This is a genomic window from Pseudoduganella sp. R-32 (assembly GCF_049913245.1).
Classification (GTDB): domain Bacteria; phylum Pseudomonadota; class Gammaproteobacteria; order Burkholderiales; family Burkholderiaceae_D; genus Rugamonas.
The window spans coordinates 5,170,243-5,183,141 of sequence record NZ_CP183987.1; the positions used below are offsets into that span (position 1 = coordinate 5,170,243).

Annotated in this window: 12 protein-coding genes; all 12 read right to left on the minus strand. The window is 63.0% G+C overall.

Annotation, left to right across the window (positions count from 1 at the left end; genetic code table 11):
- Nucleotides 1–119: 119 nt before the first annotated feature.
- Nucleotides 120–995: a protease modulator HflC gene (gene hflC / locus ACN9MU_RS23590; protein ID WP_426163078.1), complete on the minus strand. Its 876-nt coding sequence runs from the start codon at nucleotides 993–995 to the stop codon at nucleotides 120–122.
- On the minus strand, nucleotides 995–2,227 hold the full coding sequence (hflK, locus tag ACN9MU_RS23595) for an FtsH protease activity modulator HflK (protein WP_426163080.1): 1,233 nt from the start codon (nucleotides 2,225–2,227) through the stop codon (nucleotides 995–997). The genes hflC and hflK overlap by 1 nt, the downstream gene beginning before the upstream one ends.
- A 9-nt stretch (nucleotides 2,228–2,236) precedes the next feature.
- Nucleotides 2,237–3,382 carry a GTPase HflX gene (gene hflX / locus ACN9MU_RS23600; RefSeq protein WP_426318745.1) on the minus strand — a complete coding sequence of 382 codons (1,146 nt, stop codon included), beginning with the start codon at nucleotides 3,380–3,382 and terminating at the stop codon, nucleotides 2,237–2,239.
- A gap of 10 nt (nucleotides 3,383–3,392) precedes the next feature.
- Nucleotides 3,393–3,638, minus strand: a complete 246-nt coding sequence (hfq, locus tag ACN9MU_RS23605) for an RNA chaperone Hfq (protein WP_055931606.1) — start codon at nucleotides 3,636–3,638, stop codon at nucleotides 3,393–3,395.
- Between the two features lie 190 nt (nucleotides 3,639–3,828).
- Complete coding sequence (gene der, locus ACN9MU_RS23610) at nucleotides 3,829–5,175, minus strand: ribosome biogenesis GTPase Der (protein ID WP_426318746.1); 1,347 nt, start codon at nucleotides 5,173–5,175, stop codon at nucleotides 3,829–3,831.
- Between the two features lie 7 nt (nucleotides 5,176–5,182).
- Nucleotides 5,183–6,331, minus strand: a complete 1,149-nt coding sequence (gene bamB / locus ACN9MU_RS23615; RefSeq protein WP_426163090.1) for an outer membrane protein assembly factor BamB — start codon at nucleotides 6,329–6,331, stop codon at nucleotides 5,183–5,185.
- A 4-nt stretch (nucleotides 6,332–6,335) separates the two neighbouring features.
- Nucleotides 6,336–6,983 (minus strand): YfgM family protein, encoded by a 648-nt coding sequence (locus ACN9MU_RS23620; RefSeq protein WP_426163092.1) that lies wholly within the window; start codon nucleotides 6,981–6,983, stop codon nucleotides 6,336–6,338.
- A gap of 24 nt (nucleotides 6,984–7,007) precedes the next feature.
- Nucleotides 7,008–8,345, minus strand: a complete 1,338-nt coding sequence (gene hisS / locus ACN9MU_RS23625) for a histidine--tRNA ligase (RefSeq protein WP_426163095.1) — start codon at nucleotides 8,343–8,345, stop codon at nucleotides 7,008–7,010.
- Between the two features lie 5 nt (nucleotides 8,346–8,350).
- Nucleotides 8,351–9,613, minus strand: coding sequence for a flavodoxin-dependent (E)-4-hydroxy-3-methylbut-2-enyl-diphosphate synthase (gene ispG, locus ACN9MU_RS23630; RefSeq protein WP_426318748.1), 1,263 nt, complete (start codon nucleotides 9,611–9,613; stop codon nucleotides 8,351–8,353).
- Nucleotides 9,614–9,628: 15 nt separating this feature from the next.
- Complete coding sequence (locus ACN9MU_RS23635) at nucleotides 9,629–10,861, minus strand: RodZ domain-containing protein (RefSeq protein WP_426163100.1); 1,233 nt, start codon at nucleotides 10,859–10,861, stop codon at nucleotides 9,629–9,631.
- 13 nt (nucleotides 10,862–10,874) lie between these two features.
- The gene (gene pilW / locus ACN9MU_RS23640) at nucleotides 10,875–11,690 is read right to left on the minus strand and encodes a type IV pilus biogenesis/stability protein PilW (RefSeq protein ID WP_426318749.1); all 816 of its coding nucleotides are present in this window, start codon (nucleotides 11,688–11,690) and stop codon (nucleotides 10,875–10,877) included.
- On the minus strand, nucleotides 11,690–12,862 hold the full coding sequence (rlmN, locus tag ACN9MU_RS23645) for a 23S rRNA (adenine(2503)-C(2))-methyltransferase RlmN (protein ID WP_426318750.1): 1,173 nt from the start codon (nucleotides 12,860–12,862) through the stop codon (nucleotides 11,690–11,692). The genes pilW and rlmN overlap by 1 nt, the downstream gene beginning before the upstream one ends.
- Between the last annotated feature and the right edge of the window lie 37 nt (nucleotides 12,863–12,899).

Here is a 12,899-nt window from a genome sequence, read left to right on the forward strand (position 1 = left end):
GCAGGCGCAACTACGCCATCCGGAAAATCGGATGACCAAACCGCGTATTTTACGCGAAATTGTTGCGGTGCAGGTAAAAAAATGGCGCCGCAGGAGCGGCGCCATAGCTGCTGAAACTGTTACTTGCCGGAGCCTGCGCTCTTGAAGTATTTGAAGAAGTCGGACTGCGGATCGACCAGCATCACGTCAGCCTTGGTCTTGAAGGAAGCACGGTAAGCTTCCAGCGAACGGTAGAACTTGTAGAACTCCGGATTGCGGCCGAATGCTTCGGCATAGATCTGGGACGCCTTGGCATCGCCCTCGCCTTTGATCTTTTCCGCTTCGCGGTAAGCCTCTGCCAGGATCACGGTACGCTGCTTGTCGGCGTCGGCGCGCACCTGCTCCGACTCGGCGGCGCCGGTGGAACGGGCTTCGTTGGCCACGCGGGAGCGCTCGGCCTTCATGCGCTCGTATACCGAGTTGTTGATCTGCTCAACGTAGTCCACGCGCTTCAGGCGCACATCGACGATTTCCACGCCGATCTGCTTGGCCTCGTCCACCACCTTGCTGCGGATCGATTCCATCACCTTGCCGCGCTGGCCGGAGATCACTTCGCGCACGGTGCGCTTGGTAATTTCGTCGTTCAGCGCCGCCTTCACGATCTGCTGCATGCGGTCGCCGGCCCTGCTTTCGTCGCCACCGAAGGAGACGAAGTACAGGCGCGGGTCAGTCACCTTCCATTTGACGAAGGCATCCACCAGGATGTTCATCTTTTCAGCGGTAATGAAGCGGTCAGCCTCTTTCGGGTCCAGGGTCTGGATGCGCTTGTCCAGGTACACCACGTTCTGGAACGGCGGCGGCAGCTTGAAGTGCAGGCCAGGCTCGGAGATCACCTGCTTCACTTCGCCCAGCGCGAACACGATGGCGTACTTGCGCTGGTCCACCACGAACACGGTGGACGACAGCAGCATCAGGGCGATGAAGCCGGTAATCAGGATAGTTGCAAAGCGATTCATTAACGGCCCTCCCGGTCACGGGACGATTCACGCGAACGGCCATCGCGGCGGTTCGGGTCGGATGTCGGTTCCGGCGGCAGCAGCACGGCCGCTGGCGGCGGCGGCGTCACGCTGGCGGCGCGCCCCTCGGTAGCTGCCACCTGGGCGATCAGCTTGTCCAGCGGCAGGTACAGCAGGTTGCTGCCAGCCTTGGAATCGACCATCACCTTGCTGGTGTTGGAGAAGATCTGCTGCATGGTGTCCAGGTACATGCGGTCGCGCGTCACGGCCGGCGCCTTCTGGTACTCGGCCAGCACGGACTTGAAGCGGTCCGCGTTACCGGTCGCATTCTGCACCGTCATGGCGCGGTAGGCTTCGGCTTCCTGGATCAGGCGGAATGCCGCACCGCGCGCTTTCGGCACGATGTCGTTGGCATAGGCCTGGCCTTCGTTCTTCTGGCGCTCGCGGTCCTGCCCTGCTTTCACGGCGTCATCGAACGCGGCCTGCACCTGCTCCGGCGGCTGCACGCCCTGCATCGTCACGTTGGTCACTTGCGCGCCCGAGTTGTAGCGGTCCAGGATGGTCTGCATCAGTTGCTGGGTGTCGGTGGCGACCTTTTCGCGGCCTTCATACAGCACGAAGTCCATCTTGCTGCGGCCGACGATTTCGCGGATCGCCGTTTCGGCCACCTGGCCTACCGTGCCTTCCGCATCGCGATTGGCATACAGCCACTTCACCGGATCGCTTACCTTGTACTGCACGGCGAACTGGATGTCGATGATGTTCTCGTCTTCGGTCAGCATCAGCGCTTCGGAAGCCATCTTGGTCTTCGCGCTGCCGCGGTAGCCTACTTCGACCGTGCGCACCTGGGACACGTTGACGATTTCATTGCCCTGGAACGGATACGGCCAGCGCCAGTTGAAACCGGCCGGCGTGGTGTGGCTGAATTTGCCGAACGTGGTGACCACGCCGGTCTGGCCTTCCTGCACGATGAACGCGCCGGAGGCGAGCCACACCAGGGCTGCCACCGAAGCGACCGCGCCAACGGTGAAGCCGGCGCCCTTCATGTCGCCGCCGCCATTGCCGCCACCGCCCGGATTGCTGCCGCGGTTCTTGCCGCCGCCGAACAGGCCATTCAGGCGCTGGTTGAAATCACGCCAGAGTTGATCGAGGTCCGGCGGCCCTTCGCCGGGCTTTTTGCCTTCCTGGGCAATATAGTTGCCGAGTCTTTTCTTGAGAGAGGAAAAAGGCATATTTTTCTTTTAGTGAGATCCTACTTGGGTAAAGTTGAGAATACTGTCAGGCGCCAGCTCCTCCTTGGGGTTGGCCAGCGCCTCCTGCTCATCCCGTGCTGCCTCACAGATTGCATCGCGCAGCAGGTTCAGGCCTTCGCCCGTGCGTGCGCTGATGAATACGCGGGAAATCTTATCATACTCATTACGTTCGACCGCCGGCTCCAGGCCTGCCGCATCGATCTTGTTCCACACCAGGATCTGCGGGATATGGTCGGCGCCGATCTCGCGCAGCACCAGGTTGACCTGCTCGATCTGCTCCATGCGCACCGGCGACGAACCGTCGACCACGTGCAGCAGCAAATCGGCATGGATGGTCTCTTCCAGCGTGGCGCGGAAGGCGGCCACCAGCTGGTGTGGCAATTCGCGCACGAAGCCGACCGTGTCGGAGACCACCACGTTGCCGATTTCCTCGCCCATGTAGACCCGGCGAGAGGTCGTATCGAGCGTGGCGAACAGCTGGTCCGCGACGTAGACGCCGGCCTTGGTCATGGTATTGAACAGGGTCGACTTGCCGGCATTGGTATAGCCGACCAGGGACACCGAGAACGTGTGGCTGCGGCCGCGGGCGCGGCGCTGGGTCTCGTGCTGCTTGCGCAGCTTGGCCAGGCGGGCACGCAGCATCTTCACGCGTTCGCCGATCAGGCGGCGGTCGGTTTCGAGCTGGGTTTCACCGGGACCGCGCAGGCCGATACCGCCCTTCTGGCGCTCAAGGTGGGTCCAGCCGCGCACCAGGCGCGTGGCCAGGTGCTGCAACTGGGCCAGCTCGACCTGCAGCTTGCCCTCGTGGCTTTGCGCGCGCTGCGCAAAGATGTCGAGGATCAGGCTGGTGCGGTCAAGCACCCTGACGTTCAGGCGTTTTTCCAGGTTGCGCTGCTGGGCTGGGGACAGCGCATGATTGAAGATGACGATTTCGAGCTTGTGGTCTTGCACTGCATGACCGATTTCATCGGCCTTGCCGCTACCGACGAAATACGCGGCATCCGGCGAAGACCGTTTGCCGGTAATGGTGGTGACCGGCTCTGCGCCCGCGGAGCGGGCCAGCAGCATCAACTCCTCGATACTGGCAGCAAAGTCGCCCTGACCGAAATCTACCCCGACTAAAGCTGCACGCATACGAAGTGGCTTACTCCGCTGCCTCGGAGGAGTTATCCATGTTCAGGTTGACGGCGCGGGCAGGCACCACGGTGGAAATGGCGTGCTTGTAAACCATCTGGGTCACGGTGTTACGCAGCAGGACCACGTATTGGTCGAAAGACTCGATATGACCCTGCAGCTTGATGCCGTTGACCAGGTAGATCGAGACTGGAACGTGCTCTTTACGCAGCGCGTTCAGGAATGGGTCTTGTAACAATTGCCCTTTATTGCTCATAACAGCTCCGTTTTATGTTGTTGTGTACGAATTGGAGACGCTGCGCCTGTTTTTCAAGTGCTGGGGATGCTGCTCCAAAGACACTGTACCTTGTTTTTTTAAATCTTGCAGCCGGATAAACCTTAAGGTCAGCTTATTCCGGGGTCAGGGCCGGCATTTGCTCCGCAAATGCCGGCCCTGAACTCGCTGATCAAGCCTTCTCGCGCTTGTCGAAAGGATTCTTGCCGTTGCGCAACTCAATCCGCAGCGGGGTGCCGACCAGCTTGAAACTATCGCGGAAATGCTTCTCCAGATAGCGCTTGTACGGCTCGGACACCGCATCCAGCGAATTGCCGTGGATGACGATGATCGGCGGATTCTGGCCGCCCTGGTGCGCATAGCGCATTTTCGGACGCACGCCAGCCTTGCGCTTCGGTTCCTGCTTCTCGATCGCTTCCTGCAAGGCGCGGGTCAGCTTGGGCGTCGGCAGGTCGGCCGTGGCGGCGGCATAAGCGCCGTTCACGGATTTCATCAGCGGGCCGATGCCGGTGCCGCGCAGGGCCGAGATGAAGTGGGTATTGGCGAAGGACAGGAAGTCCAGCTTGCGGTCCATGTCCATCTTCACCTGGTCGCGGTCGTCCGACTGCAAGCCGTCCCACTTGTTGACCGCCACCACCAGGGCACGGCCCGACTCCAGGATGAAGCCCGCAATGTGGGCATCCTGCTCGGAGATATCCTGCTGCGCATCGAGCATCAGGATCACCACATTGGCTTCCGAGATCGACTGCAGCGTCTTCACTACCGAGAACTTCTCGATGGCCTCGAACACCTTGCCGCGGCGGCGGATACCGGCCGTGTCGATCAGGGTGTACTGCTTGCCGTCGCGCTCGAACGGGATCTCGATCGAATCGCGGGTCGTGCCCGGCATGTCGAAGGCGATCACGCGCTCTTCGCCCACCAGGGTGTTGATCAGGGTCGACTTGCCCACGTTCGGGCGGCCTACCAGGGCGATCTTCACGCCGCGTTCCTGCGGCAGCAGTTCTTCCTCGTCGGCCGGGCGCGAGGCGAAAGCCTTGTCCAGCGCTTCGGCCACCAGGTCGTGCACGCCGTCGCCGTGGGCGCCGGAAATCGCATACGGATCGCCCAGTCCCAGCTCGTAGAAGTCCGATACGGCAGCGGTATAGCGCATGCCTTCGGCCTTGTTCACCACGAGCAGCACCGGACGGCCGGATTTGCGCAGGAAATCGGTAATCGTCTTGTCGTGCGGGGTCATGCCCTGGCGGCCATCGACCAGGAACACCACCACGTCGGCTTCGGCCACGGCCTGCTTGGTCTGCAGGGCCATCTGGAACATGATGCCTTCCTTGGCGACCGGTTCGAAACCGCCGGTATCGATGACCAGGAACGGGCGATTGCCCACGCGGCCCTCGCCATAGTGACGATCGCGCGTCAGGCCAGGGAGGTCCGCCACCAGCGCATCGCGCGAGCGGGTCAGTCGATTGAATAAGGTCGATTTCCCGACGTTCGGGCGACCAACAAGTGCAATTACCGGCTTCATATTATTTTTATTCGACCGCGATAGCGGCCACAGTCCCATTCTGGGTTTGGAAAATCACATTCGGACCCGACAACAGCGGCGCCGACTTGATGGCGCTGCCGTCGGTGCTGATCCGACCTAAAATCGTGCCGTCTTCCCGCGACAGGAAGTGCACATAACCTTCGAGGTCGCCCACGGCCACGAAACGGCCATAGGAAACCGGAGCCGACAAGCGGCGGTATGCCAGCTTCTCGTTCTTCCATGCCGATGCGCCGCCTTCGCGGGCAAAGGCCTGCACGGCGCCCTTCTCGTCCGACACGAACACGAAGCGCTGGTCCACGCCCACGCCCACGTCCGACGATGCCGGCTTGGTCCAGCGGGCCACGCCGGTATTGATGTCCAGGCAGCCCACCTTGCCCTGGTAGCTCACCGCGCACAGGTCTTGCTCGAACACGGTCGGGGTGCCGCTGATGTCGGACACGCGTTCCAGTTCAGTCGCGCCGCGCGGTTCGGACAGCGGCACTTCAAAGCGCGGCACGCCGTTTGACAGCGCCATCGCCAGGATGCGGCCAGCAGGCTGCGCCGCGTACACATTGTTGTTGGCGATCACCAGGCCTGGCATATTACGCAGCGTCAGCGGCGGCGTGACACGCTGAATGAACCAGCGCTTCTTGCCATCGGCCGCGTCATAGGCGGTGACCTTGTTATCCACGGTGCGCACGATCACCACGTCGTTGCCGACTGCCGGCGAGGACAGGATTTCGCTCGACGCCTGGACTTTCCACAGCGCCTTGCCGCTGCCATCGAAGGCCATCAGCTGGCCTTTGACAGCGCCCACTGCCACCAGCTTGCCATCCGGGCTGACGCCGACGCCGGCGGTCAGGTCGGCGCCGGTCTTGCTGCGCCACTGCACCTTGCCGCTGGCGGCGTCCAGGCGCTCGATCACGCCGTCGGCATCGGCCACGAACACGCTGTTGTCTGCCAGCGCAGGCGTGAACACGTTGACGCCCGCCTTGCCGGTGCTGTGCTTCCAGACGATGCGGGCCGGCACGCCGGACTTCAGTTCTTCCAGCTTGGCCGGCGCGAACTTGTCTTCCTTCTTGAACGGATTCAGGCTGCCGCAGCCGGCAGCCAGCGCTACGACGCCCAGCGCAATAACAGTACGGGTGGCAAGCATCGGATCAGGCCTTCACTTCCGGCACCGTGCCGCCAATGGATTCGAGCTTGAGCTGGATCAGCTGGCGGCCGGGATTGTTCTTCTCGGCCGCTTCCAGTGCTGCCTTGTAGGCAGTGCGGGCCTCTTCCATCTTGTTCTGGGCAGCCAGGATGTCGCCCTTGCGGTCCTCCACGGAAGCCTTGAACTGCGGCAGCGCTGCCACGGCCAGCGCCTTCAGCGCGGCGTCGTAGGCCTTCTCGTCCAGCAGCACGCCGGCCAGGCGGATCGACGCGATGTTCTTGTGTTCATCGTTGCCGTGCGCAACCACCCACTCCAGCTGGGCCTTGGCAGACTTCAGGTCATTGGCATCGAAGAAGGACTTGGCAGCGCTCAGTGCGCCCAGCGAAGCATAGGCGGTGCGGCCGAACTTGGTCTCGATGTCGCCCGCCACGCGCGCCACCTTGGCATTGTCCTTGGCGTTGACAGCGCTCTGCAGTTCGTCAAACAGCACGGAGGCTTGCGCCGCCTGGTTGCGCTGGTAGTAGTTCCAGCCGTTCCAGCCCGAATAGGCGGCCAGGCCTGCGATCACCACCCAGGTGGTCAGGTTACCGTACTTTGCCCACCATGCCTTGAGGTTAGCAAGCTGTTCTTGTTCGTCGAGATCGTATGCCATGTTTCAGTCTGCCTGTTTCTTTAATTAATGGTGGTGGTGATGGTCGTGGTCACAATCGTCTCCGCATGTGATCTGGTCCACGACGTAATCGACAACGCCTTCAAACGCGACGGTTTGCTGCTGGCCCTCGCCTTCTTCAGCGCGCATTGCCTTGACGACGGCAGTGTTATTGGCCACTTCGTCTTCGCCGATGATGACTGCGAAGCTTGCGCCGGAGCCGTCGGCTTTTTTCATCTGCGACTTGAAGCTGCCGGCGCCATTCAGGCCGCCGCAGTGCAGGATCACGTCCAGGCCGGCGTCGCGCAGGCGCTCGCCGATGATGAAGGCTTGCATGCGCGCCGCTTCGCCCTGGTGCACCAGGTACACGTCGCACTGGCGCGGCGCTGCGGTGTCGCCGGCGCCTTTCATCAGTTCGATCAGGCGCTCGATGCCCATCGCAAAGCCGACCGCAGGGGTTGGCTTGCCGCCGAACATTTCGATCAGCGGGTCGTAACGGCCGCCGGCGCACACGGTGCCCTGCGCGCCCAGTTCGTCGGTGACCCATTCGAACACGGTGCGGTTGTAGTAGTCGATGCCGCGCACCAGGCGGGTGTTGACGGTGTACTGGATCGCGTTGGCGTCGAGGATCTTCTTCACGCCTTCGAAGTGCGCACGCGATTCATCGCCCAGGTAGTCCAGCAGCTTCGGCGCGCTGTTGACGATGCCTTGCAGGTCCGGGTTCTTGGTATCGAGGATGCGCAGCGGATTGGTATGCAGGCGGCGCTTGGCGTCGGCGTCGAGGTGCTCTTCGTGCTGCTGCAGGTAGGCGATCAGGTCGACGCGGTGGCGTGCACGCTCCTCGGCATCGCCGATGGAGTTGATTTCCAGGCGGATGTTTTCCAGGCCCAGGTCATCCCACAGGCGGCGGCACATCACGATCATTTCGGCGTCCACGTCCGGGCCGGTGAAGCCCACGGCTTCCGCGCCGAACTGGTGGAACTGGCGGTAGCGGCCGCGCTGCGGACGCTCGTGGCGGAACATCGGGCCCTTGTACCACAGGCGCTTGGGGCCTTCGTACACCAGGTTATGTTCCAGCACGGCGCGCACCACGCCGGCGGTGCCTTCCGGGCGCAGGGTCAACTGGTCGCCGTTCATGGAGTCTTCGAAGGAATACATCTCCTTCTCGACGATGTCGGTCACGGCGCCGATGGCGCGCGAGAACAGGCGGGTTTCTTCCACGATCGGGGTGCGGATCTGCTGGAAGCCGTAGCTCTGCACCACGGACTGCGCGGTGTTCTCGAAGATTTCCCACAAGTGGGCGTCGGCCGGCAGGAGATCGTTCATCCCCTTGATTGCCGAGATTTTGTCTGCTTTATTGGACATGTTCTTTAAGCTGCTTTGCTATAGTTTTTCTGTACGTAGTCGAGCACGATCGCCTGGAATTCGCTGACGATATTATCGCCGCGCAGCGTCGCCACCTTTTGGCCGTCGACGAAAACCGGAGCGGCCGGCGATTCGCCGGTGCCCGGCAGGCTGATGCCGATGTTCGCATGCTTCGATTCGCCCGGGCCGTTGACGATGCAGCCCATCACGGCCACGTTCATCGCCTCCACGCCCGGGTAGGTCTTTTTCCATTCCGGCATCTGCTCGCGCAGGTAGCTCTGGATATCGTCCGCCAGTTCCTGGAACACGGTGGACGTGGTACGTCCGCAGCCCGGGCAGGCGATCACCATCGGGGTGAACTTGCGCAGGCCCATGGTCTGCAGGATTTCCTGGCCCACCACCACTTCCCTTGTGCGGTCGCCGCCCGGTTCCGGGGTCAGGGAAATGCGGATGGTGTCGCCGATGCCTTCCTGCAGCAGCACCGACAGCGCGGCGGTCGACGCCACGATGCCCTTGCTGCCCATGCCCGCCTCGGTCAGGCCCAGGTGCAGCGGATAGTCGCAGCGCTTGCCCAGTTCACGGTACACCGCGATCAGGTCCTGCACGCCGGACACCTTGCACGACAGGATGATCTTGTCGCGCGCCAGGCCCAGTTCTTCCGCGCGCACCGCGTTTTCAATCGCGGAAGTGATCAGCGCTTCGTACATCACGGCCTGCGCGGTCCATGGATTTTCGCGTGCCGCGTTTTCGTCCATGATGCGTGCCAGCAGCGCCTGGTCCAGCGAGCCCCAGTTGACGCCGATGCGCACCGGCTTGCCGTACTTGGCCGCCACGTCGATCATCTGCGCGAATTGCGTGTCGCGCCTGGCGCCCTTGCCCACGTTGCCCGGGTTGATGCGGTACTTCGACAGCGCCGCGGCACAGTCCGGGTACTCGGTCAGCAGGGTGTGGCCGTTGTAGTGGAAGTCGCCCACCAGCGGCACGTCGATGCCCATCTTGTCCAGCTGGTCGCGGATGTAAGGCACGGCGGCAGCCGACTCCGGGCGGTCCACCGTCAGTCGCACCAGCTCGGAACCGGCGCGTGCCAGTTCCTTGATCTGGATCGCCGTCGCCACCGCGTCGGCGGTGTCGGTATTGGTCATCGACTGCACCACCACAGGCGCGTCGCCACCGACCCAGATCTTGCGCTCGCCATGCTGCACCAGCACGCGGCGGCTGGCACGGCGCGCCAGTGGTCCGGATGGGATCGGGTTGTTCGAAGAAGACATGCTTGGCTACTCTTATTACTTGATGTTCACGAGGGCATACGACTTGCCCGGACCTTGCGTCAATTCCAGCTTGCCGCCCGCCAGGCTGGCGCTCACGGCGCTCGGCTTGCCGACGATCAGCACGTCATCGGCGCGCACGTTGAAGGTCTGGGTGCTGCCGGCCTTCACAGTGCCACGGGTCAGGTTGGGCTGGCCGGCGCGGCGAATCTCGACCCACGAATCTTCCTTCACCGTCAGCACCAGCTTGCCGCCGGCAGTACCTACCGCGGGAGCTGCCCCAGCTACCGTTGCCGGCACGGCCGGCGCGGTTGCAACCGGTGCGGTGCCCTGCGCAGCGGCTGGAGCAACCGCCGTTGGCTTGGCCGGGATCAGGCCCGGCGAAGCTGGCGTCGTGGTTGCCGGCGCCGTGCCAACGGCTGGCGCACCGCCAACGGTCGGTGCAGCGCGGTTGACCGGGGCGACGCCCGCTACAGGCGCGCCTGCGGCATTGCCTGGCGCCGTCACGGGCGCAGTTGCCGGCGCAGCAACGCCGCCCGATGTCGTGGTCATGCCAGGAGCCATGGCCGGGACGGTGCCCGGCGCGGCTGCCGGTACAGCCGCTTGCGCAGGCACGCCGACGCCCGCCACCGCATCCGGCGCAGTATTGCTGCCTGGTTGCGGCGGCACCGAAATCAACGGCACGTTCTGCGTCTGCATTGGCGCTTCGGCAGGCTGCACACCCGCTTGCGTTACCACAGGCACCGCAGGCTCGGCCGGAGCAGCAGGCGCAGTGAGCCCGCCGCGGGTCGCCAGCGTCAGCGGCGACAGGATGCCCATCTGCCAGGCCGCGGCCAGGCCAAGCAATGCCAGCACGCCCACGCCGGCCACGATCGCGCCCAGCGGCTTGCCGTTATTGCGTTCGTTCAGCGAAGGGAAGCGCGACTCCTGGAACGACGCCTTCACCATGGTCGGGCGCACGGTCGCATCGGCATGCCCTGCCGCCCCTTCCACTTCCACCATCGCCACCAGCGGCGCCGGGTCGAGACGTACTGCCTTCGCGTAAGCGCGGATGAAACCACGCGTTACCGCGCGGTTTGGCAAGGCATCGAAATCGCCCTGTTCGATCGCCACCACCTGGCGCGGCGCCAGTTTCAGCTGGTCGGCAACCTGCTCGACCGACAGCCCCATCGCCTCGCGTGCCGCTGCCAGTGCTGCCCCGGGCGCGGAAGCTTGCTGCCGGCTGGTCGGCTTGTCCTGCTCAGAATCCATTGGTTCCCCGTTCTCACTCATCAAACGCCCCACGTTGATACGCTGCGTACTCCGGCGACTGGGCGTGGTGACGCCGCAATTGGGTCGCGAAGCCCTGCTCCAGACCCTCATCGCCCATCTTGTGCTGCACCTTGATCGCCAGCCACAGTATGTCGGCCGGCAGGCTGTCCAGCTTCGCTACCTTGTGCAATTGCGTGATAAAGAAGCTGGCGCGCGGATAATCGCGCCGCGCATAGTACACCTTGGCCAGGCCGATATTCGTTTCCGGCACATCCGGCGTCAGCTTCAAGGCGCCCAGCAGGTAGCGCTCGGCCAGGTCGATGTCCCTGACCTTCAGCGCGCAGTTGCCCGCATTGTTCATGGCACCGGCCGGCGAGCGGTAATTGCGGTTCGCCAGCGCTGCATCGAAATGCTTGAACGATTCCTTGACGCGGTCGTTCTGGCACAGGAAGGAACCGTAATTATTGTTCAGGTCAGGATCGTTTGGCGCCAGCTTCAGCGCCTGCAGGAAGTTGTCATTCGCCAGGTCCTTCTCGCCCATGCGCATGTAGATGATGGCGCGCAGGCTGTAGCCATTGGCGCCCTGCGGATCGGCAGCGATCGCCTTTTTCACCTCGTCGAGCGCAATCGGGTAGTTACCCTGCTCGAAGTAGCCGATCGCGAGCTGCATGCGGATCTCGGCGCGCTTCTGCGCGGAAGTCTGGTCGGAAAGGGTCTTCAGATCTTCTCTGCCGCTGGGGCCATGCCCCGAAGTCGCGCAGCCCGCCAATACGCCGGCCAGCACGACCGCGGCCAGGCACTTGAAGCGGCGCTGGGCGAAATCGGTCATCAGGAACGAATCTCCACAATCTTGCCGAAATCGGCGCCGTACTTCTTCTGGTATTCGGTCATCTTTTCCATCCGTTCAGCCACGCGGGTGCGATCTTTCACTTCGCCCGCCAGCTGCCCGCAAGCCGCGTCGATATCATCGCCGCGCGTCTTGCGGATGGTGGTTACGATGCCCGCATTCATCAGAATTTCGGCGAAGGCCTTGATGCGCGGGTTCTTGGAGCGCAGCAGGCCCGATTCCGGGAAGGGGTTGAAAGGAATCAGGTTGAACTTGCAATTGACACCGAACTCCGGATGGTTCACCAGCGCGATCAGTTCGCGCGCATGTTCATCCGTGTCGTTGTAGTTATCGAGCATGCAGTACTCGAATGTGATGAAGTCGCGCGGCGCGAACTCCAGGTAGCGCTTGCACGCCGCCAGCAGTTCCTTCAGCGGGTACTTCTTGTTCAGCGGGACCAGCTCGTCGCGCAGCTTGTCGTTGGAGGCGTGCAGCGATACGGCCAGCGCCACCGGCACGTCCTGCGACAGCTTGTCGATCATCGGCACCACGCCCGAGGTGGACAGGGTCACGCGGCGGCGCGACAGGCCGTAGGCGTTATCGTCCAGCATCAGCTTGAGTGCGGTGGCGGTCGGTCCGTAATTCAGCAGCGGCTCGCCCATGCCCATCATCACCACATTGGTGATCTGGCGCTCGCCTTTCGGGCCGGGTTCGATGCCTTTGGTCTGGCGCAGCGCGAATTCGGCCATCCACAGCTGGCCGACGATTTCGCCCACGGTCAGATTGCGGTTGAAGCCCTGCTTGCCGGTCGAGCAGAAACGGCAATTCACGGCGCAACCGGCCTGGGTCGAGATGCACAGCGTGCCGCGGTTTTCTTCCGGGATGAACACGGTTTCCACGGCATTGCCATTGCCCACGTCCACCAGCCATTTGCGGGTGCCGTCGGCGGAAGTATGGTCGCTGATGACGGCGGGCGCCACGATGTGGGCGCGGGTCTTCAGCTTCTCGCGCAAGGACTTGGCGAGGTCGGTCATGCTGTCAAAGTCGGATGCACCGAACTGGTGGATCCAGCGCTGCAGCTGTTTGGCACGGAAAGGCTTCTCCCCCAGCTCCGCGCAGTAGGCGACTAGTTGCTCCGGATCAAAATCCAGCAGGTTGGTGAGGGATGTTTCCATGCTTTTTACTCAATTTCAAAAACGGCTTTGCCCCGGA